General features: G+C 62.3%; 17 protein-coding genes and 2 tRNA genes. 6 read left to right on the forward strand and 13 right to left on the reverse strand.

Annotated features, from left to right (window positions below; all coding sequences use genetic code 11):
• Positions 1–31: 31 nt before the first annotated feature.
• The 10 genes from H163_RS0111255 to H163_RS0111300 form a co-directional block, all read right to left on the reverse strand.
• Positions 32–1240, reverse strand: coding sequence for a GGDEF domain-containing protein (locus tag H163_RS0111255; RefSeq protein WP_019964684.1), 1209 nt, complete (start codon positions 1238–1240; stop codon positions 32–34).
• 70 nt (positions 1241–1310) lie between these two features.
• Positions 1311–2129 (reverse strand): alpha/beta fold hydrolase, encoded by an 819-nt coding sequence (locus H163_RS0111260; protein ID WP_019964685.1) that lies wholly within the window; start codon positions 2127–2129, stop codon positions 1311–1313.
• 225 nt (positions 2130–2354) lie between these two features.
• A tRNA-Val gene (locus H163_RS0111265) sits at positions 2355–2430 on the reverse strand.
• Positions 2431–2934: 504 nt separating this feature from the next.
• Complete coding sequence (locus H163_RS0111270) at positions 2935–3210, reverse strand: HU family DNA-binding protein (protein WP_019964686.1); 276 nt, start codon at positions 3208–3210, stop codon at positions 2935–2937.
• 185 nt (positions 3211–3395) lie between these two features.
• Complete coding sequence (gene lon, locus H163_RS0111275) at positions 3396–5834, reverse strand: endopeptidase La (RefSeq protein ID WP_019964687.1); 2439 nt, start codon at positions 5832–5834, stop codon at positions 3396–3398.
• A gap of 346 nt (positions 5835–6180) precedes the next feature.
• Entirely contained in the window at positions 6181–7446 is a 1266-nt protein-coding gene (gene clpX, locus H163_RS0111280) for an ATP-dependent Clp protease ATP-binding subunit ClpX (RefSeq protein WP_019964688.1), read from the reverse strand.
• Between the two features lie 226 nt (positions 7447–7672).
• Positions 7673–8308, reverse strand: a complete 636-nt coding sequence (gene clpP, locus H163_RS0111285) for an ATP-dependent Clp endopeptidase proteolytic subunit ClpP (RefSeq protein ID WP_019964689.1) — start codon at positions 8306–8308, stop codon at positions 7673–7675.
• Positions 8309–8533: 225 nt separating this feature from the next.
• Positions 8534–9898: a trigger factor gene (gene tig, locus H163_RS0111290; protein WP_019964690.1), complete on the reverse strand. Its 1365-nt coding sequence runs from the start codon at positions 9896–9898 to the stop codon at positions 8534–8536.
• Between the two features lie 169 nt (positions 9899–10067).
• Positions 10068–10152, reverse strand: a tRNA-Leu gene (locus tag H163_RS0111295).
• A gap of 200 nt (positions 10153–10352) precedes the next feature.
• Positions 10353–11894, reverse strand: coding sequence for a bifunctional ADP-dependent NAD(P)H-hydrate dehydratase/NAD(P)H-hydrate epimerase (locus H163_RS0111300; protein ID WP_040678696.1), 1542 nt, complete (start codon positions 11892–11894; stop codon positions 10353–10355).
• Positions 11895–12257: 363 nt separating this feature from the next.
• Here H163_RS0111300 and H163_RS0111305 point away from each other — a divergent pair, with 363 nt between their 5' ends.
• Both H163_RS0111305 and glnA read left to right on the forward strand, forming a co-directional pair.
• Positions 12258–12596 carry a P-II family nitrogen regulator gene (locus H163_RS0111305; protein WP_019964692.1) on the forward strand — a complete coding sequence of 113 codons (339 nt, stop codon included), beginning with the start codon at positions 12258–12260 and terminating at the stop codon, positions 12594–12596.
• Between the two features lie 132 nt (positions 12597–12728).
• Complete coding sequence (gene glnA, locus H163_RS0111310) at positions 12729–14138, forward strand: type I glutamate--ammonia ligase (protein WP_019964693.1); 1410 nt, start codon at positions 12729–12731, stop codon at positions 14136–14138.
• Between the two features lie 86 nt (positions 14139–14224).
• Here the strand turns inward: glnA and H163_RS0111315 are convergent, their stop codons facing one another.
• A complete protein-coding gene (locus H163_RS0111315) occupies positions 14225–14761 on the reverse strand; it encodes a hypothetical protein (protein WP_019964694.1) in 537 nt (178 codons plus the stop codon).
• A gap of 171 nt (positions 14762–14932) precedes the next feature.
• Here H163_RS0111315 and tyrS point away from each other — a divergent pair, with 171 nt between their 5' ends.
• Positions 14933–16186, forward strand: coding sequence for a tyrosine--tRNA ligase (gene tyrS, locus H163_RS0111320; RefSeq protein ID WP_019964695.1), 1254 nt, complete (start codon positions 14933–14935; stop codon positions 16184–16186).
• Between the two features lie 202 nt (positions 16187–16388).
• Here tyrS and H163_RS22710 read toward each other — a convergent pair whose 3' ends face one another.
• On the reverse strand, positions 16389–19625 hold the full coding sequence (locus tag H163_RS22710) for an AsmA-like C-terminal region-containing protein (RefSeq protein ID WP_019964696.1): 3237 nt from the start codon (positions 19623–19625) through the stop codon (positions 16389–16391).
• 220 nt (positions 19626–19845) lie between these two features.
• Between H163_RS22710 and bcp the strand changes: the two genes are divergently transcribed.
• The 3 genes from bcp (at position 19846) to H163_RS0111340 (ending at position 22692) form a co-directional block, all read left to right on the forward strand.
• Complete coding sequence (gene bcp / locus H163_RS0111330) at positions 19846–20313, forward strand: thioredoxin-dependent thiol peroxidase (RefSeq protein WP_019964697.1); 468 nt, start codon at positions 19846–19848, stop codon at positions 20311–20313.
• Positions 20314–20381: 68 nt separating this feature from the next.
• Entirely contained in the window at positions 20382–21218 is an 837-nt protein-coding gene (locus H163_RS0111335) for a ferritin-like domain-containing protein (protein WP_019964698.1), read from the forward strand.
• Between the two features lie 118 nt (positions 21219–21336).
• Entirely contained in the window at positions 21337–22692 is a 1356-nt protein-coding gene (locus H163_RS0111340) for a M23 family metallopeptidase (protein WP_026355737.1), read from the forward strand.
• A gap of 84 nt (positions 22693–22776) precedes the next feature.
• Here H163_RS0111340 and prfB read toward each other — a convergent pair.
• Positions 22777–23908, reverse strand: a protein-coding gene (gene prfB, locus H163_RS0111345) for a peptide chain release factor 2 (protein ID WP_115336458.1) whose coding sequence is annotated in 2 segments (ribosomal slippage) — positions 22777–23838 and positions 23840–23908 — 1131 coding nt in all. Because the reading frame shifts where the segments join, the coding sequence is not laid out codon by codon here.
• Between the last annotated feature and the right edge of the window lie 81 nt (positions 23909–23989).

The raw sequence follows: 23989 nt of genomic DNA on the forward strand, positions 1-23989 counted from the left end.
GCAGATGCCCGCAGCAGCCCCTGACGGCCCCTCAGATGCCAGCAGCCGCCCCTGGCTGGAACACCGCAAACTGATTCTTGCCGTTCTTCTTGGCCGCATACATGGCGCAATCCGCTGCATGCAGAAGCAGATCGCTTTCGCAGCCGTCGGACGGGTAATGCGAAATCCCGATGGATGCGCTGACGCAGACAGCCTCCTTGCCGGTATCGATCGGACGGGCGATGTCCGTCAGCAGATGCTGGGCCAGCGCTCTCACCGCATCGACTCCGGACTGGGCGTCAACAATCAGCGCGAATTCATCGCCGCCAAGACGAAAGCTGCCTGCGCTGGCACACAGGCTGATGCGGCGGCTCACTTCCTTGAGAACATCATCCCCGGCGCGGTGGCCATAGGTGTCATTGACGGCCTTGAAGCCATCAAGATCGATGATCAGCAGAAAGAACTCAGCCGCCTTCCCCTTGGGCTCCGTCCGGCCCGACAGCTCTGCATTGAAATGATAGCGGTTGCCCAGGCTGGTGATCTGGTCGAAATGGGCTGCGCGCCACAGGTCGAGCTGACTGTTATAGGCGTCCGTGATGTCCTGCAGAACGCCCTGAATCACCGGCTCCCCGAGATGGTTGACGCTGCCATGGCCCGCAATCTTGAAACGGCGGACCAGGCCTGACGGATGGCTGAACTCCACCTCATGGGACACGGGCGCCAGGCTCGGCAGATCCGGCTGCGCCAGCATATCCTCGATCGTTCGGCGGACAGCGGGTGCAAAGGGCCGCAAAGCCGTTTCAAGATCGATATCCGTGCCGCTGCTGATTCCGTAAAGTTCATAGGTCCGGCCGGACCAGAGCATCCGTCCCGTCCGGATCTCGTAGGTCCATGCTCCGATGCCTGAAAGAGCCTCAAGCTGGGCAAGCCAGGCGGCGCGCCGCTCGGCATCGCTCTTGAGGCTGAGCAGCTGATCTTCAAAGGAGCGCCGCTCCGGCGCCGGAAAGACGGCCACATCGTAAAGCCGAGGCGAGATCCCGGTCCGGACCGTCATGTTGAGCAGAACGGGTGTGGACGAAGACGCTGCCTGCAGGCTGAGCGCGACTTCAGAACAGGCGCCTTCGATGTGCAGCAGCGGGGCCAGAATACTTTCGAAATAGATCTGGCCCGGCCTGCTCAGGAAGCTGCTGAGGCGCTTGCCCTCTGCTGCAGTTTCGTCAATTCCGGCAAGGCGGCAGAACAGCCTGTTGGCACGGGTCAACCGGAATGAGGCATCCGTGACCGCCAGCGCGCAAGGAGCATCATACCATGCGTCAAGGAGCCCGGAGACGTCAGCTGAGGGGGATGGGAAGCCCGGCATAGCACCTGATCTCTTCAATGACTTCGGCAGGATGGCTCACATGCGGACAATGGCCCGTAACCTTGAGTTCGACGAACTGCGCGTTGGGCATCTGTGCGGCAACATAGCGCCCGGCACTCTGCGGCGCGATAACATCTTCGGAGCACTGGATGACCAGAGCCGGTGTGGTGACGGACGCCAGATCGCTGCGGTTGTCACTCCAGAACGTCAGGGCTGCAAAATGCTGTGCGACATCGGGATCCGTCCGGCAGAAGCTTTCCTCCAGAACCGCCGTCAGTTCCGGGCGATCCGGATTGCCCATGATCAGCGGCGCAATCCCTTTCGTCCAGCCGAGATAGTTCGACCGCATCGCCTCGATCAGGCCTTCAATGTCGGCAGCATTGAAGCCTCCCTGATACGCGCCATCATTCACATAGCACGGAGACGGACCGATCAGCACCAGCTGCCTGAACAGATCCGGCCGCTTCCCGGCCGCCAGAACGCCAATCATGGCGCTGACGGAATGGCCAACGAATATGACCGGCTCGGAACAGACATTCTCAATGAGCTCGATACAGTCATCCGCATAATCGGCAAGCGACTGATACCGCTCGTAGCTGAAGCAGCTGTGATCCGAATTGCCGAATCCGATCAGGTCAAACAGAATCACCTGGCCGGACGCTTCAAAGGCGGGCGCCACATCCTTCCACATGGTCTGGTCACAGCCGAGGCCATGGGCAAAGACGATCGGCACACGCCCCCTGCCACGCAGCGTCACCGCATATTTTCTTGAAACGTCCTGCACGCTCATACAGCAATCCTCACAGCCCACACCCTGCAGTTTAAGGACTTGCGATTAGGCAGGAGTAAAAATTTATCCGCGAACTGCGCAATAACGATGATTACTTATAAAAAACAGAGACTTAAACTCTTGAAGCGAAGCCAAACCCGCTTCAAAGAAGCACGAATCCGGGCAAATTCAGCCATGGCGTCAAAGTGAATTGACGCAAGATTCGTGGATATCGAGGAGATAAGATGGTGGGCGGTGAGAGACTCGAACTCCCGACATCCTCGGTGTAAACGAGGCGCTCTACCAACTGAGCTAACCGCCCGGCACTGATGGCCAGCCGGATCGAGGCGATCCGGAAGCCCGTCTTTTAGGGGCAATGATCCGGCTTGGCAAGGGCCAAGGGACCTTCACGCGTTTTTCCTCAGGGCTCTGGATAACCTGTTGATGGCGGAACGGCAGACGCGCTTCGGATGGCGGAAAACCGTGGCTTCATGCCGTCCCGCAGCGAGCTTTTCTGATTGCGGCATGCTCAAGCCCTTGTGGCGCTGGAGCATTCTCAGGGCGGGATACGCCGGCATCGCAAGACAGGCCGTTCATCTCAGGTGACAGCCGCAGATGCCCGCTTCCCCCTTGGCCGCCTCTCCCCTGCCCGCCTCACTCTTGCCCGCCGGAACGGAAAAACCCGCGCATGGAGACCACACGCGGGTTTTCGGGCGGGCTGAGCACCAGGCTCCGGATGCAGATGCTGCCGGGACGCGGCGGCTCAGCGCCGCACGGGCTTTACCGTGCCGCCCGAAGGCGGCCCGGTAAAGGCTCCGGAACTGCCTCAGGCGTTCACGGCGTCCTTGAGGCCCTTGCCGGCCTTGAACTTCGGCGTCTTGGAAGCCGGGATCTGGATCGTTTCGCCAGTGCGCGGGTTACGGCCTTCGGTGGCTGCACGCTCGGAAACCGAGAAGTTGCCAAAGCCGATGATGCGGACTTCGTCACCGCCCTTGAGCGCCTGGGTCACGGCGTCGAACGTGGCGTCGACGGCTTCACCGGCCTGAGCCTTGGTCAGGCCAGTCTTCTCAGCCACGGCCGCGATCAGATCGTTCTTGTTCATAGCAGTCCCTTTCTACAAAACGGCGGAAAGCAGGCGATTCTCGCCAAAGCCGCTGGCCGGAAATTCGTGCGAAACAGACGGCAAAGCAAGCCATTTTTTCGCAGAAAACCGCCATTTTCACCCGATTCTCCAAGAAAAAAGCCCCGGCGCAAGCCGGGGCTCCAATTATTTCAGGCGTTCACGCTTCAATGGGCAATCAAACCGGATGCATCATCGTCGCCGGGACGCTGATCAGAAGTTGCAGCCGCCTGAGCCGCCTCATCCCATTCGATCGCTTCCGGCATGCGCAACAGGGCCGTCTTCAGGACCTGCTCCATGCTGGAGACCGGGATGATTTCCATCCCGTTCTTCACGCTGTCCGGAATATCCGCCAGATCCTTGGCGTTGTCTTCCGGGATCATCACGGTCTTGATGCCGCCGCGCAGCGCAGCCAGCAGCTTCTCCTTCAGCCCGCCGATCGGCAGGATGCGGCCGCGCAGGGTGATCTCACCCGTCATCGCCACATCACGGCGGACCGGAATGCCGGTCATGACCGAGATGACGGCAGTGGCCATGGCGATGCCCGCAGATGGGCCATCCTTCGGCGTTGCGCCTTCCGGCACGTGCACGTGGATGTCGCGCTTGTCGAACAGCGGCGGCTGAATGCCGAAGTCGACGGCACGCGAGCGCACATAGGACGCAGCGGCGGAGATGGACTCCTTCATCACGTCGCGCAGGTTGCCCGTCACCGTCATCTTGCCCTTGCCGGGCATCATGACGCCTTCGATGGTGAGCAGCTCGCCGCCCACTTCCGTCCAGGCAAGACCGGTGACCACACCGACCTGATCCTCGAGCTCTGCCTGACCATAGCGGTAGCGCGGCACACCGAGGTACTTCTCGACCAGTTCCTCATCCACGGCCACCGTCTTCACGCCGGTCATGAGGATGTCCTTCACCGCCTTACGGGCCAGCGTTGCCATTTCGCGCTCAAGATTACGCACGCCCGCCTCACGGGTGTAGCGGCGAATCACGAAACGCAGGGCTTCTTCGCTGACGGAGAACTCGCCGTCCTTCAGGCCGTGGTCCTTTTCGGACTTCGGCAGCAGGTGGCGGCGGGCGATCTCCAGCTTCTCATCTTCCGTGTAACCGGCGATGCGGATGATCTCCATACGGTCCATGAGCGGGCCGGGGATGTTCAGCGTGTTGGCCGTCGTCACGAACATCACATCCGAAAGGTCATATTCGACCTCCAGATAGTGGTCCATGAAGGTGCTGTTCTGCTCAGGATCCAGCACTTCCAGCAGCGCCGAAGACGGATCGCCACGGAAGTCCATGCCCATCTTGTCGATTTCGTCGAGCAGGAAGAGCGGGTTGGAGCGCTTGGCCTTCTTCATCGACTGGATGACCTTGCCGGGCATCGAGCCGATGTAGGTGCGGCGGTGGCCGCGAATCTCGGCTTCGTCACGCACGCCACCCAGCGAGATGCGCACGAATTCGCGTCCCGTTGCCTTGGCGATGGACTTGCCGAGCGAGGTCTTGCCGACGCCCGGAGGACCGACGAGGCAGAGGATCGGCCCCTTCAGCTTGTTGGCGCGGGCCTGCACGGCGAGATACTCGACGATGCGCTCCTTGACCTTGTCGAGGCCGAAGTGATCAGTGTCCAGCACCTTTTCAGCCAGCGACAGGTCGTGCTTGACCTTGCTCTTCTTGCCCCAGGGAATGCCGAGAATCCAGTCCAGATAGTTGCGCACCACGGTGGCTTCCGCCGACATGGGGCTCATCTGCTTCAGCTTCTTGACTTCGGCCTGGGCACGCTCGCGCGCTTCCTTGCTGAGCTTGGTCTTCTTGATGCGCTCTTCCAGTTCGGCCAGCTCGTCACGGCCATCCTCGCCGTCGCCAAGCTCCTTCTGGATTGCCTTCATCTGCTCGTTGAGATAGTACTCGCGCTGGGTCTTCTCCATCTGGCGCTTGACGCGCGAACGGATGCGCTTTTCCACCTGCAGGACGGAGATTTCGCTCTCCATCAGCCCCAGAACGCGCTCCAGACGCTCGGCCACCGAAACGATGGCGAGAATGTCCTGCTTCTCCGGGATCTTGATGGCCAGATGCGAGGCAATGGTATCAGCCAGCTTCGAGTAATCCTCGATCTGGTTGATGGTGCCCAGAACCTCCGGCGAAACCTTCTTGTTCAGCTTCACATAGTTCTCGAACTCGGCAACGACGGAGCGCGCCAGAGCTTCGATCTCGATGTTCTCGCCGTCCTTCTCGGGCAGCACGACGGCCTCGGCCTCGTAGAAGTCCTCGCGGCCGGTGTAATTGGTGATCTTTGCGCGGGCACCGCCTTCGACCAGCACCTTGACGGTGTTGTCGGGCAGCTTCAGCAGCTGCAGCACCGTCGCCAGCGTGCCGACCTCATAGATCTGGTCCGTGGCCGGATCATCATCCGCCGCGTTGATCTGGGTCGCCAGAAGAATGTGCTTGTCGGACGTCATGACCTCTTCGAGGGCGCGGATCGATTTTTCCCGGCCGACAAACAGGGGCACGATCATGTGCGGAAACACGACAATGTCGCGTAGCGGCAGAACGGGATAAACCGTCTTTTCCGCCTCGTTGAGGGAGCGCGTTTCAGATTCGCTCATGTCCATTCCTTTCTTGCCGCACGCCTGTGTCCCGGGAGGGGGGACCGCATGCAGCGCTCTTGGGATGGCCCTCCGGTCCCGGGGTGGTCCGGATGAGGGCCGGCTGATCCCGCCTCACATGAGCACGAATGTCAGCCGCCAAACCATCGTCATGGTCTATTAGGTGGACACCCGCGCCATGGGTGTCAAGGCAAGGCAGCAATATCCCTTCAGCTTGCCTGTTGACGACCGGGCCGCAATCCGCGCTCCCCCGCCAGACGCAGGGAAAAACCGTCATTCCGGGCCCCGGATGAAACAGAAATGCCGCCCGGAGGCGGCATTTCAGAACTGCGTGAACGCAAGGCCGGAAGGCTCAGGCGCTCGTTGCCGTGGTCTCGGCACGGTCCTCGTAGATGTAGAGCGGACGGGCCTTGCCATCCACCACTTCCGGCGAGATGACAACTTCCTTGACGCCCTTGAGGCCAGGCAGCTCGTACATGGTGTCGAGAAGGATGGCCTCCAGAATGGAGCGCAGGCCGCGGGCACCCGTCTTGCGCTCGATGGCGCGGCGGGAAATCGCCTTGAGAGCCTCGTCGTGGAAGGTCAGTTCCACGTTCTCCATCTCGAACAGGCGCTGGTACTGCTTGACCAGAGCGTTCTTCGGCTCGGTCAGGATCGTCACCAGAGCTTCCTCATCGAGGTCTTCCAGCGTGGCGATGACAGGCAGACGGCCGACGAATTCCGGGATCAGGCCGAACTTCAGCAGATCCTCAGGCTCCAGCTCGGAGAACAGCTCGCCGATGCGGCGGTCTTCCGGGCCCACCACATTGGCCTTGAAGCCGATGGTGGACTTGCGGCCGCGGTCGGAGATGATCTTGTCGAGACCGGCAAAGGCGCCGCCGCAGATGAACAGGATGTTGGTCGTGTCCACCTGCAGGAATTCCTGCTGGGGATGCTTGCGCCCGCCCTGCGGCGGAACGGAAGCCACGGTGCCTTCCATGATCTTCAGCAGGGCCTGCTGCACGCCTTCGCCCGACACGTCGCGGGTGATGGACGGGTTGTCGGCCTTGCGGCTGATCTTGTCCACCTCGTCGATGTAGACGATGCCGCGCTGCGCCCGCTCGACATTGTAGTCGGCAGCCTGAAGCAGCTTGAGGATGATGTTCTCCACGTCCTCGCCCACGTAGCCGGCTTCCGTCAGCGTGGTGGCATCGGCCATGGTGAAGGGCACATCCAGGATGCGCGCGAGCGTCTGGGCCAGCAGCGTCTTGCCGCAGCCGGTGGGGCCGCAAAGCAGGATGTTGGACTTGGCCAGTTCGACGTCGTTGTTCTTGCTGGCGTGATTCAGGCGCTTGTAGTGGTTGTGAACCGCCACGGACAGCACCTTCTTGGCGCTGTTCTGCCCGATCACGTAGTCATCGAGGACACGGCGAATCTCTTGCGGCGTCGGAATCCCGTCGCGCGATTTCACCAGCGAGGACTTGTTCTCCTCGCGTATGATGTCCATGCACAGCTCGACACATTCATCGCAGATGAAAACAGTCGGACCGGCGATCAGCTTGCGAACTTCATGCTGGCTCTTGCCGCAGAACGAGCAGTAGAGCGTATTCTTGGAGTCGCTGCCGCTGGCCTTCGTCATCTATTCAACCCCGCAGGTTCCGGAAGGGGCACGCCCCTTCCTTTCTGTCTCCCGAAGCTGGCCCGTCCAGCCGCTCCGGTTCCGGTCCGAGACCGCATTTCCGGCCTTTACGAACAAGCATGCTCCATGCTTCGCCCGTAAAGATCAACATTCGTTTAAGCCGGTCATCCAAACAATGACCTGTTGAAGGAAGAGGAGCCGGCAAAGCTCCCTTCCCTCATACCCCTCAGGCGCTTTCGCCGCCAGAGAGGCTGTTGCGGTCGGCAATCACATTGTCGATGATGCCGAATTCCTTTGCCGTATCCGCCGTCATGAAGTTGTCGCGCTCAAGAGCCTCTTCCACCTGGTCGAGGGTCTGGCCCGTGTGCTTCACGTAGATTTCATTCAGGCGGCGCTTCAGGCTCAGGATTTCCTTCGCATGCAGCATGATGTCGGACGCCTGGCCACGGAACCCGCCGGACGGCTGGTGCACCATGACGCGCGCGTTCGGCAGCGCAAAGCGGGAACCCTTGTGGCCGGCTGCCAGCAGCAGCGAGCCCATGGAGGCGGCCTGACCGATGCAGAGCGTCGACACTTCCGGCCGGATGAACTGCATGGTGTCGTAGATCGCAAGGCCAGCCGTCACGAGGCCGCCGGGCGAATTGATGTAGATCGAGATTTCCTTCGTCGGGTTCTCCGACTCAAGGAACAGCAGCTGCGCGCAGATCAGCGTCGCCATATGATCCTCGACCGGGCCGGTGAGGAAAATGATGCGTTCCTTCAGGAGGCGCGAGTAGATGTCGAAGGCCCGTTCGCCGCGGCTGGTCTGCTCGACGACCATCGGCACGAGCGTGTTCGTGTAGAATTCGACAGGATCCTGCATACCTCATCCATCTTCTGGCTTTGCCGCCCGCAGGCCACCGGGGCGCGGGCAGACAGCGTTGAAACGCATCTTCGTCAGTCAGGCACCGCACCGTTGCGCGGCCCTTTGAGTCGAAAAAAGCGACACCCATACATAGGGGATGCCGCCAGCAACTCAAGACTGTTGCAGATGCGGCGTGAAGGCAAGGTTAAAGCCCCCACGCCGCATCGCCAAGTCCCTATGGGATCAGTTCGAGGCAGCCTCGTCCTCGTCCTCGGCGACGAGCTTCTCCAGCTCTTCCTTGGTGACAGTCTTGTCGGTCACCTTGGCGAGGGAGAGGATGAAGTCGACGACCTTTTCCTCATAGATCGGAGCGCGCAGCGAGGCGAGAGCCTGCGGGTTGCTCTTGTAGAACTCGAACACCTGACGCTCCTGGCCGGGGAACTGGCGCACGCGGTCATAGAGCGCGCGCTGGACTTCCTCGTCCGTCACTTCGATCTTGTTCTTCTCGCCGATTTCGGAGAGCACCAGACCCAGGCGCACGCGGCGCTCGGCAATCTTGCGGTAGTCGGCCTTGGCGGCCTCTTCCGTGGTGCCTTCCTCTTCGAAGGTCTTGCCGTTGCGCTTCATGTCGGCCTCAACCTGATTCCAGATGTTCTGGAATTCGGTCTCGAGCAGCTTGGACGGCAGTTCGAACGAGTAGGACTCGTCCATCTTGTCCAGCAGCTGGCGCTTGACGCGCTGGCGGGTCATGGCGCCGAACTGGCTCTCGATCTGGCCGCGGATGATGCCCTTCAGGCTGTCCAGCGACTCAAGGCCGAGGCTCTTGGCGAAGTCTTCGTCGATCTTCGCTTCACCGGGAGCGGCAACGTCCTTGAGGACGATGTCGAAGGTGACTTCCTTGCCGGCGAGCTGCGCAGCCGGGTAGTCTTCCGGGAAGGTCACGGAGATGACCTTTTCCTCACCCTGCTTCATGCCGAGGACGCCTTCCTCGAAGCCGGGGATGAACTGGCCGGAGCCAAGCACCAGCTGGCCGTTCTCGTCAGCGCCGCCGTCGAAGGGAACGCCGTCGAGCTTGCCGAGGTAGGACATGGTGACGCGGTCGCCGTTTTCGGCAACGGCGCCTTCGCCCTTGCTCTCGAACGGACGGTTGCTCTCGGCGATCGAGGAGACCTGCTCCATCACGCCTTCTTCGGAGATCTCGACGACCGGACGCTCGATCTCGATGCCGGAGAAGTCGATGATGTCGAACTGCGGCAGCAGGTCGTAGCTCATCTTGAAGGCGAGGTCGGCATTGCCTTCCAGGATCGCCTCTGCCTCGTTGTCCGGCAGATCGATCTCGGGCTGCAGGGCCGGGCGCTCGTTGCGCTCTTCAATGGCCTTCTGGCTGGTTTCCTGAATCGTGTTGCTCAGGATCTCTGCCATGGCCTGACGGCCGTACATGCGCTTCAGATGCGCGGCCGGGACCTTGCCCGGACGGAAGCCATTGATGCGCACCTTGGACTTCAGTTCGTCGAGGTACGTGTCAAGCTTGGCCGCCAGTTCGGTCGCCGGAATAACGACTTTCAGTTCGCGCTTGAGGCCCTCGGAAAGGGTTTCGGTCACCTGCATGGTAGTATGCTTCGTCCTCGGTATGGAACCAGCGTTCCATCTTCGTGTTTTCGATCAGCCCATGACGGGCCTCTTTGAAAGGGGGGCCGCTACGCTCTGGACCAGTTCATCTCTGGACCGGTTGCCCAGATCGGCTGCCTGCGGCCGGCACTCCTCAAGACCCATGACTTGGTGCGGGCGGAGGGACTTGAACCCCCACGGCTTACGCCACCAGAACCTAAATCTGGCGTGTCTACCAGTTCCACCACGCCCGCGACGGCCCTGAACATGATGCAGTCAGGCCTTGCGAGCCGGAACGGCAGGATCATGCCCGGGGCATTGAGTCTGGAACGCTTTCCGGACGGCAGGTCACTTCCCGCCGCAAAAAACGCTCAACAGCGCCCGTAGCCAAGGCGGGGCCTCTATAGCACCCGTCCCTGCCGCATCAAAGCAAAAATGGCGGCAGCAGCCATTTCTACGCGGAAAGCTCCTGCACCACATCCTTCAGAGCCGGCAAAAGGTCATCCGCGATCAGCCCGGCCCCGGCAATCTCCGCCGCGCGGCCGTGCATCCACACCCCCATGGCAGCCGCCTCGAAGGCAGGCAGGCCTTGCGCCAGAAGCCCGGTCACGATCCCCGCCAGCACATCGCCAGAGCCTGCCGTCGCCAGCCAGGGCGTGCCATTGGCATTGATGGCCGCCCGCCCGTCCGGCGCGGCAATCACCGTATCGGCACCCTTGTATATAATGACAGAGCGGCTGCGCTGCGCTGCGGCACGGGCCGCATCCAGCTTGCCGAGGCCGGACACGGGCGGCGGCAGATCCGGGAAAAGACGGCCGAATTCACCCGCATGCGGCGTCAGAACCGGAGGCTGCGCACCGCCCCGCACCCTCTTTTCAATGGTAACGAAAAGAGGTGTCTCCGTTCCTGCAAAACTCGAAAGCGCATCGGCATCCAGCACCAGCCCCTTGCCGGAGGCCACAAGATCCAGCACCAGCGCCTGCGTCTCCGCCCCCAATCCGGCACCCGGCCCATAGACAAGCGCCGTGATACGGCTGTCCGGCAAAAGTCCGGCCAGCGCCTCTTCCCCGCGCAAGGGGTGCAGCATGACGGTGGTCAGATGGCTCGCCAGAACCATCGTGGCGGAGGGCTCGCAGGCAACCGTCACCAGCCCCGCCCCGCTGCGCAGCGCCGCCATGGCCGACAGGCGTATGGCACCTGTGGCATGAGCCGGACCGGAGATGGCCACCGCATGACCGCGGGAGAACTTGTGCCCGTCCACCCGCGGCCTTGGCACAAAAGCATCCCAGACCTGCGGCCCGTTGCGCCAGCACCCCGGCCCGCCTGCCGCCTGAACCGTTTCATTGGCAATGCCGATATCGCAAACCTCGACCTTACCACACAGAACACGGCCCGGCAGCAGCAGATGCCCCGGCTTCATCCGGCAGAAGGTGACAGTGCGCGCGGCCTTGACGGCAACGCCCCTCACCTCCCCCGTCGCACCATCAAGTCCGCTCGGCACATCAACGCTCAGCACCGCCAGGCCCGAAGCGTTGAGGCCGTTGACCAGTTCCAGTTCATATCCACTGACAGGACGGGAAAGCCCTGCGCCAAAAAGCGCATCAATCACCAGCGGAGCGCCTGTTCCCGTACTCTCCTGAAACGGATTGGCGCCTGCCTCCAGAAACCGGATGCCATCGGCCGCTTCTTCACCCATGCGCCGCCAGGCGCTCCAGGCATCCCCCGAAAGCTGCTCCGGCTGCCCGCACAGAAGCAGCATCACCGGCACGCCCTCAAGCGCCAGAAGCCGGGCGGCAACGAAGCCATCGCCGCCATTGTTGCCGGGCCCGCAGAGCACCAGCACCCCCTGCCCCGGCGCCAGCGTGGCCCGCGCAGCATTCGCCACACCACGGCCTGCGCGCTCCATCAGCTCGATCCCCGGCGTTCCCGCCTCGATTGTCAGCGCATCTGCGCGGCGCATTTCCTGCGGAGTGAGCAATTCTACACCCGGCACCATGACATATCCCCATCCGCCTTCTGAAACGGGCGTCAGAGTTGCCAATAGAAGCCGCACACGCAAGCCCCTTTGGCACCCGCCAATCAGCGCTTTTAAGCCCGGCAGGAGCCCCAAATGCAGACGAGTGCACAATAAGGCATCACATTGAGCAAAAAACGGGCAGCTGACCGGCTTGGCGGAACCATCAGGATCGGCCACAGTGTCGGCAATGCCCCTTTTTTCGGCGCTTTCAGGTGATGAGAAAAGTTGGCACGCGTCGTGCAAGAGAGGGGGCAACAACGGGCCTCCCCGATCGTGCGATCCGGACCCCGCCGCAGAAACGTGCCAGCCAATGGCCACCGAAACGGAGAGAGACGCAAGACGATGAAAAAGATCGAGGCGATCATCAAACCCTTCAAGCTCGACGAGGTGAAGGAAGCGCTGCAGGAAGTGGGTCTTCAGGGCATCACCGTGACCGAAGCCAAGGGCTTCGGCCGCCAGAAGGGACACACCGAACTGTACCGCGGCGCAGAATATGTCGTCGACTTCCTGCCGAAGGTGAAGGTGGAAATCGTCCTCGCCGACGAGATGGTGGAAAAAGCCGTTGACGCGATTCGCAATGCAGCCCAAACCGGGCGCATCGGCGACGGCAAGATCTTCGTCTCCAACATCGAGGAAGCTGTCCGCATCCGCACCGGCGAATCCGGCGTGGACGCCATCTGAGGCCTTTCAATCCGTTTCGCGGGCATAGCCCGCTCCCGAGTTTCGCATCCGCAAGGCCGCTGCGCCACAGGCGCAGGCTCTGAAGCTGCGAGAATAGCCCACGTGAAAACAGAACACATAGGGAAGTGAATAATGACCACCGCTGCTGATATCCTTAAGGAAATCAAGGACAAGGACATCAAGTTCGTCGACCTGCGCTTCACCGACCCGCGCGGCAAGCTGCAGCACGTCACCATGGACGTTAGCCTCGTTGACGAAGACATGTTTGCCGAAGGCGTTGCCTTCGACGGCTCCTCCATCGCCGGCTGGAAGGCGATCGACGCCTCCGACATGACGCTGATCCTGGACCCGTCCTCGGCTCACATCGACCCGTTCTTCGCCCAGCCGACCCTCGTCATCCTGTGTGACATCGTCGACCCGCGCACCGGCGAGACCTACAACCGCGATCCGCGCTCCATCGCCAAGAAGGCAGAAGCCTACGTCAAGACCGGCGGCTTCGGCGACACCATCTTCTTCGGCCCGGAAGCTGAATTCTTCATCTTCGACGACGTGCGTTTCGCTTCCGAGCCGTACAACACGGGCTTCAAGCTGGACAGCAACGAGCTGCCGAGCAACCTCGACACCGAGTACGAAGCCGGCAACCTCGGCCACCGTCCGCGCGTCAAGGGCGGCTACTTCCCGGTCCCGCCGATCGACAGCTGCCAGGACATGCGTTCCGAGATGCTGACCGTCATGGCCGAGATGGGCGTGTCCGTTGAGAAGCACCACCACGAAGTGGCTGCCGCACAGCACGAGCTGGGTGTGAAGTTCAACACCATGACCGTCTGCGCTGACCACATGCAGATCTACAAGTATGTGGTTCACCAGGTCGCCAACGCTTACGGCAAGACCGCAACCTTCATGCCGAAGCCGATCTTCGGTGACAACGGTTCGGGCATGCACTGCCACCAGTCGATCTGGCGCGATGGCAAGCCGCTGTTCGCCGGCAACCTCTACGCTGACCTCAGCGAGATGTGCCTGTACTACATCGGCGGCATCCTGAAGCACGCCAAGGCCCTGAACGCCTTCACCAACCCGTCGACCAACTCCTACAAGCGTCTGGTCCCGGGCTACGAAGCTCCGGTTCTGCTCGCCTATTCCTCGGGCAACCGTTCGGCCTCCTGCCGCATCCCGTACACCTCTTCGCCGAAGGCAAAGCGCATCGAAGTCCGCTTCCCGGACCCGACCGCGAACCCCTACCTCGCCTTCGCTGCGCAGCTGATGGCCGGTCTCGATGGCATCAAGAACAAGATCCATCCGGGCGACGCCATGGACAAGAACCTGTACGACCTGCCGCCGGAAGAGCTGGCCGAGATCCCGACCGTCTGCGGCTCGCTGCGTGAAGCCCTGCAGTCGCTGGATGCCGACCGCGAGTTCCTCAAGGCTGGCGGCGTGTTCGACGACGACTTCATCGACAGCTACATCGAGCTGAAGATGGAAGAGAACATGCGCTACGAAATGACCCCGCATCCGGTCGAATACGACATGTACTACTCTGCATAAGCCTTTCAGGCTGCAGATGCGGAAAGCCGGGCCTCGCGCCCGGCTTTCTTGTTTCAGGCCTTCCTGCACCTGTCATGCAGCCGCCATCACGCGGCGCCCGGCACTCCCACCTGCCCGATCGAATTGATGCCGAAGCACCCGATCGGGATCTGGGAAAGCCAGGCGATGCGGTTTGCCGGAATACCGAAGCCCGTCATCACGTTGATGGCATCCATATAGCCCTGATCCCAGGGCTGCGTGACCGCATAGGTGACCATCAGATCTTCCCAGGCAGGCAGGTTGTTGGGATTCTGCGTGATGGCCAGCCGCATCTGGTTGAGGTTTACCCCCGTTATCACGCCTGCATTGGCGTGGTACACAGAGGCGACCGGCGGATCATTCGGGTTGGCCGAAACCATCACCACCGAAGCGCATGTGATGAGCCCCATGGCAGCCGTTGACGACGGGTTCTGCGTCGCGTCAATCGTCTGGCGGCCAAGCTGGTTGACCCAAAGATAGTTCGGATTGGGGTTCGGATTGATGACGGGCGTTGGCCCGGCATTGCCCGCATTGGCCTGCTGGATTACCTGACTGATGGACATGCTGGCAGTGCCAAGTGCGGCATTGATCTGATAGAGGGGCATCTCTTGTCCTTGGAATGAGGGAAAGGAACAAGAAGAGAGACGCCCGGCATTCAAATCCGTGACGCCGCACGTGCACGCCGCCTATGCCTGCCGATTTACAACGGCTGTCTGCCGGTATAGAGCCAGACACACCAACTCACCTCCCGAACATCCAGCGCGTGGAAACGTTACATGAGCGAGTACAAGTCCGGTTTTCTGAAGGTCCTCAACGAGCGCGGCTTCATTCACCAGATGTCCGACGCCGAGGGCCTCGACAAGCTGCTCTCGACCGAGACCGTGACCGCCTATATCGGCTTTGACTGCACGGCGCCCAGCCTTCATGCCGGTTCGCTCGTCACCATCATGATGCTCTACTGGCTGCAGCAGACCGGCCACCGGCCGATCGCGCTGATGGGGTCTGGCACCACACGCGTCGGCGACCCCACCGGCAAGGACGAGAGCCGCAAGATCCTGTCCGATGACGACATCGAGACCAACAAGGCCGGCATCCGCAAGATCTTCGACAAGCTGCTTACCTTCGGTGACGGCCCGAAGGATGCCATCATGCTGGACAATGCCGACTGGCTGATGAAGCTGAACTATGTGGAGTTCCTGCGCGATATCGGGCGCCATTTCTCGGTCAACCAGATGATCCAGCGCGACAGCGTGCGCCTGCGGCTGGAGCGCGAGCAGCACCTGTCCTTCCTGGAATTCAACTACATGCTGCTGCAGGGCTACGACTATCTGGAGATCTACCAGCAGACCGGCTGCCGCCTGCAGATGGGCGGTTCCGACCAGTGGTCCAACATTCTCTCAGGCGTCGATCTGGTTCGCCGCAAGGCAGGCGTGGAGGCCTTCGCCCTCACCGCACCCCTGCTGACCACCGCCTCCGGCGCCAAGATGGGAAAGACTGCCGCAGGTGCGGTCTGGCTCAATGCCGACCAGCTGTCGCCCTATGACTACTGGCAGTACTGGCGCAACACCGAGGACGCGGATGTGGAGCGCTTCATGAAGCTCTTCACCGTGCTGCCGCTGGACGAGATCGCCCGTCTTGCAGCGCTGCAGGGCGCGGAGATCAACGAAGCCAAGAAGATCCTCGCCACCGAAGCCACCGCCATGATCCATGGCCGCGAGGCTGCAGAGGCCGCTGCCGAAACCGCCCGCCGCGCCTTTGAGGAAGGCCAGACGGCCGAGGGTTTGCCGACCGTCGAGCTGCCGCAGGCAGAGCTGGAGGCCGGTCTCGGCGTTCTTGCGGCCTTCGTGCGTGCAGGCCTTTGTGCCTCCAACGGCGAAGCCCGCCGCAACATCACCGGCGGCGCGCTGAAGGTGAATGACGAGACCGTCACCGACGACAAGCGCAGCCTGTCCATGGCGGACATCACCGGCGAGGGCGTGATCAAGCTTTCCATGGGCAAAAAGAAGCACGTGCTGCTGCGCCCGGCCTGATCTGCCGTTGCACAAAAAATCAGCAAGGCCCGGCCCGCAAGGTCCGGGCCTTTTGTTCATATGCAGACGGTGTGCCGGAAACTGTCTGGCGGCAGGCTCTCATACCAAGGCTTTCGATGCTGACGCATCACGCCTTGAAAATGCTCAAGCGCCGCACGGGCTTAACCAATGCTCGAGAAGTCAAGCTCATCGAGCATTGGTATCAGCGGAACTCGAACATCTTGCGGAAGATGCCCGGCGCAATGGCCGAGACCGGATTGACTGACAGCTGGGGCGCGCTGATCGGGCCGGCCAGACGGTAGGTCACCCCAAAAAGCCCTTCTTCCGAACCGCCGCCGAGGGCAAAGCCGAGCAGCGGTATCTTGCTGAACAGGTTGTTGAGCGCAAAGACCGGCACATAGGTTCCCGTCAGTGCCAGTGTCCGCTGGCCGAGATCGACCTCGCCCGTAACCGTGCCGCCGACGACAGCTCCCTGCATCAGGCCTTCCTCGACTGTGATGATTTCGCCCTTGCGCGAGAAGCGCAGATCCAGCCGGTCAAACGAGGCTTCACCGGCCCGTACGGACTGGGTCACAACCACGGCGCCCGTTTCATTGCGCGCCGAAACGGGCAGCTCGGCCAGCTTCCGGATCGCCGGATCTTCCGTGATCGACAGATTGCGCACGCCGAATGTGCCGAACCATTGGGTTTCCTCCGGCATGGAAATCAGCAAGGTGCCGGTACCCCCGCGCATGCGCGGATAGACATCCAGGAAACGCAGGACAGCGCCCGTATCGGCGAAATCGCCGCTGGCAGCGCGCGTATCGCCCTTCCCGCTGATCTCGAAACGGAAGGCACCACGGTTGTTCGTGGCGCCCTTCAGCTCCAGGGTGCCAATGCCCTCCGGGCCGCCGGTCACCTTGCCGTCCACATCCGTCGCCACAACGCCGTTGAAGCCCTGCAGCCGGCCAGCCTTGATGGCTATGTCATAGATCGTCTTGTCCTTGGCGTCAGAGCCGCCCTTCTTGTCGAGCAGGGCCTTTATCAGCCCGCGCGCGTCGAACTGTGCGCCGTTGAAAACCACCTTGTACTGGTTGCGGCGCTGCTGGGTGATCTTGAGCGAGGCCGAATCTCCGGGCCTGATCTGGAAGCCGGCGAAATCGGCCTCCCGGAAGCCGCCGTCCTTGCCAAGAACCACCTCGCCCCCGATGGCCACACCGTCGGAGGTCAGCTGAAACGCCTTCAGCCGCCGGGTGTCGCCCTGTTCACTCAAGATGAATCTGGCTTTCGCCGGCACACCCGGCCCCTTCTCCCAGCCAATCTGCTCCAGCTTGACCGAGGTGTCCGTCAGGTCGATGTCAAAGGACTGGCCGCCCGGTGTTTCAGCCAGCTTCAGCACCATCTGCCCGCGGACCAGAGACCCCAGATCTATGCCGCGCTTGCCGAGTTCTTCTGCGGAGACTTTCAGCTCCACATCCTGACGGCGCTCGCCCTGCCCGTCCTCCACCGGAACCAGCAGGTCAATGTTGGCCTCCAGCCCGTCGATGCGGCCCTTGCCCTTGACCGCCACCTCCCTTGGGTCGGCTTCAATGGCAACGTCGGCGCCGGAAATCTTGTGCCCGCGCACTGGCTGGGTGGAGGAAAATCCGCTCAGCCGGGCCGCAGCCGTCCAGTCCACATCGGCAACCGCAATGGACAGGCGCAGCGGAAAATGCGCCGTCACATCGAGCTCTCCGGTGCCGCCGAAGGTTCCACCGCCCATCTGCGCCTTGTCGAGTGCGCGGAACGGCGGCCGGTTGATCAGGCTGCCGAGATCCTGTGCCTCACCTGCAAACTTCAATGAAATATCGGCCGGCTTGATGCTGCGCAGCGCCAGCTGCTGAATTGTGAAGGTCCCTTCCTGAACCGCAACAGGCTTGCCAACGCCCTCGACAATCCTGCCGTTCCGGCCGGACACGGTCAGGACCTCGTTGTCGATGGTGATCGTCCCGTCAAGCCCTGTGATGGGCGGCAAAGTGTCGAGCGGGGCCACATCCACGTCTTCGAACGCCAGGTCGAGCCGCACATCGTCAGTTCCCCAGCCCGGATCCGGATGGTGCTCGTCAAAGGCAGGGGGACGAATCGAAACGTCGATGCTGGCCTCGCGGATGAGGCCAGACAGCATGTGCTTGCTGATCCAGGCCCGCGCCGGCGGCGTCAGGGTGATCGGCCAGATCTGCTTGAGCAGAGCCACCGGCATGGCGTTGACCTCAACCGCCAGCGCCAGATAGGGGCCATCATCCTTCAGGTCCACCGTGCCAACCGCGCTGAGGCTTGCCGGACCCGATTGCACCTGCGCCCTGTCGATGTAGAGGCTGCGAGCAGCCGGATCATAATGCGCCTTCAGATGCACCCGCTCGGCCATGATCGGATCATCCTGCACATCGGCAGAGCCGAAGACAGGATTGTCCGCGCCGATCAGGATCTTCCAGTCAGGCTGCCCGGCGGCAGGCGGCGTCACCACGCCGTCAAAGCTGATGCGCGTGTTGCCCCGAACCACATGGGACGGCATGACCTGAATGCGCGGATCCTCCCCCTCCCAGGCAAGGCCAACCGCCACTTCATCGTAGCGGATCGTCGTCGTGCCGATCTGGAACCACCCGTCCACCGCGCGGCCAACAAGGGTTGCCCGGTCGAACACCCCGTCCTTGTCCAGCCTCGCCCCGAACTGGAGCTCCAGCGGCAGGCCGAGCCCCCGGCCGGAGCGCACCTGCTCGTTCAGCGGAAAGAGCTCGGCCAGCGACACATCCTTGATGTAGAGCCCAAGCTCGCGGGCTCCGGTTTCAGCATCCGTACCGCGCCGCAAGGCCAGCTGCCAGGTGCCCATGCGCCCCTCGACCGTGCTTTCGGCATAGATGGCACCCGTTGCATCCCGCCCCAGCGATGCGTCGATGTTGTCGATAAGGCGCGGGGTCGGCCCGGAAATTTCCAGCCGCCCGTCGCGGACGCGGATCACATCGAGGCTGCGGCGGCTCAGTTCCTCGTCCACCAGAAGTGCAATCCGGTCAACGGCTTCCATCATCCTGCTCATTTCCGGCATCAAGGCAGGCCCGTCCCCGCCTTCCAGCGTGATGCGCGGGCGCTCGATATCGAGACTGCGGAATTTCACCTCGCCGGTGAGCAGCGGCGCGAACTGGAGAACGGCTTCGGTGCGCGGCAGGAGAATGCGGCTTTCAACATCGCCCCCGACCGTAACCCCCGCATCATCGATGACCACCTGCGGGCCGCTCGCTGCAAACAGGTCCAGCCTTACAGAACCGACCGACACATCGGCATTGACCACGCGGGCGCGGGCTTCAACCAGTTCCCGTGCAAAAGGTATGGTGACCGGTCCCCAATAGAGCCGACCGATAATCCCTGCAGCGGCGGCGAGCACCAGAATGCAGAGGAACCCGCAGGCGCGCGTGAGCTTCCGGCCCAATCCAGACCGGCGCTCTTTCCGTATGACAGGAGCTTTCTGCGGTTCTTGCGGCGGAGACAGCGTTCAGAGCCTTTTCATTTTTTCGTCCCGGGACTGCGAATCCTCCGATCCGCTGTGATACTTCATTATGCAGCAAAGCCAGCCGCGAGGCGCGCCTCAAGCACGGACAACTGAATACCGTTCCGGATAAATCCACCGACTATGACAAGAGGAAGGCAGCATGACCGATTTGACCATTTCAGCCCCCGCACCGGACGTTGACCTGCTGCTCGGCGATGAAGAGAAAGTGAAGCTTTCCAGCCTGCAGGGCAGCCCCGTGGTGATCTATTTCTACCCCAAGGCTGACACGCCCGCCTGCACCGAAGAATGCATTGCCTTCAGCCAGGCCAAGGCGCAGTTCGAAGCGCTTGGTGCAAAGGTCATCGGCATTTCGCCGGACCCGGTTGCCAAGAACGCCAGGTTCAAGGGCAAGCACAGCCTCACCGTCGACATCGCTTCCGATCCGGACACCGCCGTCTGCCAGGCCTTTGGCGTGTGGGTGGAAAAGTCCATGTATGGCAAGACCTACATGGGTGTGGAGCGCAGCACCTTCCTTGTTGCAGCCGACGGCAAGATCGCCCAGATCTGGCGCAAGGTGAAGGTCAAGGGCCACGTCGACGCCGTGCTAGAGGCAGTGCGCGGACTCTGAACGCAAGGCGTGGGGGCGGCACATCCGGCGCCCCCGCGCCTTGCGGATGCTGAAGGGGCTTTTCGGGCATGAGCGGCACATTTCCATCCCCGGCGCTGGACACGCTGGCCGGGCGCGCCAATGCCATCGTGCGCACGCCGGATCTTTCCGAAAAGGTCCGCCTTGCCTATGAGACCGCCAAGCTCTGGTATGCCCGCAGCCTTGCCCTTGGCTCGCCATCCGCTTCAGCCCAGATGCCGGACCGGCCCGGCCGTCCGGAGCGTCCGGTGCTTCTGGCCCCGCGCGACATGCCCAAGCGCAGCATTGGCGGCGAAGCGGGCAGGATCGCCCTGCTTCACTCGCTGGCCCATATCGAACTCAATGCGGTGGACCTGACCTGGGACATCATCGGCCGCTTCGTGCATGTGCCGATGCCTCGCTCCTACTATGACGACTGGGTGCGCGTCGGGCTTGAGGAGGCCAAGCACTTCAGCATGCTGGAGGAGCGGCTGCAGGAACTCGGCGCTGCCTATGGCGGCCTGCCCGCCCATGACGGCCTGTGGCAGGCAGCACAGGCCACCGGGCACGATCTGACCGCGCGCCTGGCCGTGATACCGCTGGTGCTGGAGGCGCGCGGCCTCGACATCACCCCGCCGATGATCGAGAAGGCTGCCGCCCTCGGCGATCACGCAACCGCCCGCATCCTCGGCATCATCTACAGGGACGAGAAGAATCACGTGGCTTTTGGTGCCAAGTGGTTCCGCTTCCTGTGCGACCGCCACGGCGAACGGCCAGAACCGCGCTTCCATGAACTGGTGCGCACCCATTTCAGAGGCCCGCTGAAGCCGCCCTTCAACGACCGGGCCCGCTCCGAAGCTGGTCTGACGCCGGGCTTTTACCGCCCCCTCGTCAAGCTCTCTCCTTGAGGAAAACTGTCCTGACGGCAAAGTATGAACGGCAGGAAAGGTGTTTGTTAACCTTAACCGTTTCTAATGATTCCTGACCGGGGCAGAACTCGCCCCTTCCGGACGCATGGAAAACGGCATGTCAGACTTTCCTTCAAGAGCCCGTCAGGGGTTCGGCAAGCGCAAGGCACTGCATCAGGTCACCATCACGACCGGCGAACGCACCCGGACCTTCACCATCCGCCCCTGGCTCGCCGCCGGAAGCTGTCTGACCCTTGGCCTTTTCATCACCGGCTATATGGCCGCCGCTGCCTATTTCGTGATGCGCGACGACCTGATCGAAAGCCGCCTGACCCAGCGCACCCAGGAAGCAGCCGTCTACGAGAACCGCATCGCCTATCTCCGTGCCGAAATCGACCGCCTGACCAGCAGCCAGATGTATGAGCGCCGCTCCGTCGAAGGCATGATCGACACATTGCTGCAGCGGCAGAACGAGCTTCTGGATCAGCACGGTAAGGTCGCAGCCATTCTCGACAAGGCCGCCCGCAGCGGGCTCGATGTGGTTTCCGGCCCGGCCATTCCTGCGGCCAAGCCCGAACAGCTTTCGGATGCCGGCGCCTCCGGCAGCCTTCTGGCCATTGGCGGCCCGGAAGCGCCGCTGGACAATCCCTTTGCGGCCCTTGGCCTGCGCGGCAGCAGCGACAACGTCCTGATGGACAGCCCCCTTTCCGCCTTTGCCCCCCTGCCCGCAGCACAGGACAGCCTGACGGCCAAGCCGCTGCCGGAAGTGGAAGCCCCGCGTGACGACCTTCTGGGCATCGGCGCCGCATTGGACAAGATCAGCGAAGAAAGCAACGCAGCGCTGGATGCCGTGACGCTTGCGGCCGAGCATGAAACCAGCCAGCTGGCCTCTGCCGTCCGCCCTCTGGGCTACCGCTTCAGCGATCTCGCAGGCAGCATGGAGGCCACAGGCGGTCCCTACGTGCCACTTGCCGCAGCCACCCTGGACGACAAGATCGAGCGCGCCGAAGCCGCTCTGGATCTGCGCAACAAGGTCCGCAAGTCTGTCGGCGCCATTCCCCTTGCCCGCCCCATTTCTGCAGCTCAGATCACCAGTGATTTCGGCCCCCGCATCGATCCGTTCCTCGGCGGTCTTGCCATGCACACGGGCATCGATTTCCGCGCGCCTTACGGCACGCCCGTGCGCGCCACGGCTCAGGGCACGGTGGTCACCGCCTCCTATCAGGGCGGCTATGGCCGTCTGGTGGAAATCGAGCACCCTGACGGGCACCTGACCCGCTACGCCCACATGAGTGCCATCACCGTCGCCGTGGGGGACGAAGTGCGCGCCGGCGATCAGGTCGGCCGCCTCGGCAACACCGGCCGCTCCACAGGCCCGCATCTCCATTACGAAGTGCGGCGGAACGATGAGGCTCTGGACCCGATGACCTTCGTCCGCACAGGAGACAGGGTCTCCGGTCTGCTGAAGCGCTGATCGCCATTCCCTTGAAATGCCAGCAAAAACCCCGCCGGAGCACTCCGGCGGGGTTTTTCAGTCTTGCAGTCCGGATGGATCTGCTCAGTCGATGTCCGAAACCTCGGCATCCTTGCCGCCGAAGACGCGCTGCGCGAGGGCCGCTTCGATGTAATCATCGATCTTGCCGTCGAGCACATCCTGCGGCGAGGAGCTTTCCACGCCCGTGCGCAGGTCCTTCACCATCTGGTAGGGCTGCAGAACGTAGGAGCGGATCTGGTGGCCCCAGCCGATCGAGGTCTTGGAAGACGCCTCGGCGTTGGCCGCCTCTTCGCGCTTCTGCAGTTCGGCCTCATAGAGGCGCGCCTTCAGCATCGACCAGGCGGTTGCGCGGTTCTTGTGCTGGGAGCGGTCGTTCTGGCACTGCACGACGATACCGGTCGGGATATGCGTGATGCGCACGGCCGAGTCGGTGGTGTTGACGTGCTGGCCACCGGCACCGGAGGCGCGGTAGGTGTCGATGCGGCAATCGCTTTCGTTGACCTCGATATCGATCGAGTCATCGATCACCGGATAGACCCAGGCACTGGCAAAGCTCGTATGGCGGCGCGCCTGACTGTCATAGGGCGAGATACGCACCAGACGGTGCACGCCCGATTCGGTCTTCAGCTTGCCATAGGCGTTCTCGCCCTTGATGAGCAGCGTCGCCGACTTGATGCCCGCTTCTTCGCCATCATGGTATTCGAGAAGCTCGACCTTGAAGCCACTGCGCTCCGCCCAGCGGCGGTACATGCGCAGGAGCATGCTGGCCCAATCCTGGCTTTCCGTGCCGCCGGCGCCCGAGTTGATTTCCAGATAGGCGTCGTTGCCATCGGCTTCACCGGACAGCAGTGATGCCATCTGCAGCTTCATCACCTCGGCCTTGAGGCCGCGCATGGCCGTTTCGGCTTCCTCGACCACGTCCTTGTCGCCATCGGCGCTGCCAAGCTCGATCAGCTCGATGTTGTCGGCAAGATCCGATTCGAGGCGGCGCACGCCGGTAATGCCATCTTCCAGCTGCTGCCGCTCACGCATGAGCTTCTGCGCCTTGGACGGGTCATTCCACATCGCAGGGTCTTCGGACAGGGCGTTCAGTTCGTCCAGACGGACCAGAGCGTGATCCCAGTCAAAGATGCCTCCTCAGCAGGCTTATGGCCTGCTTGATTTCGTCGACGATGCCTTCCATCTCGGCGCGCATCGGATACCTCTCAAAGCTAGTTCAGGAATGTCGCGGCCACCGCCTCGTTGCCGGGGCAGTGGCCGCAAATCGTGGCGGAGA

The sequence above is a fragment of the Pannonibacter phragmitetus DSM 14782 genome, assembly GCF_000382365.1.
GTDB lineage: Bacteria > Pseudomonadota > Alphaproteobacteria > Rhizobiales > Stappiaceae > Pannonibacter > Pannonibacter phragmitetus.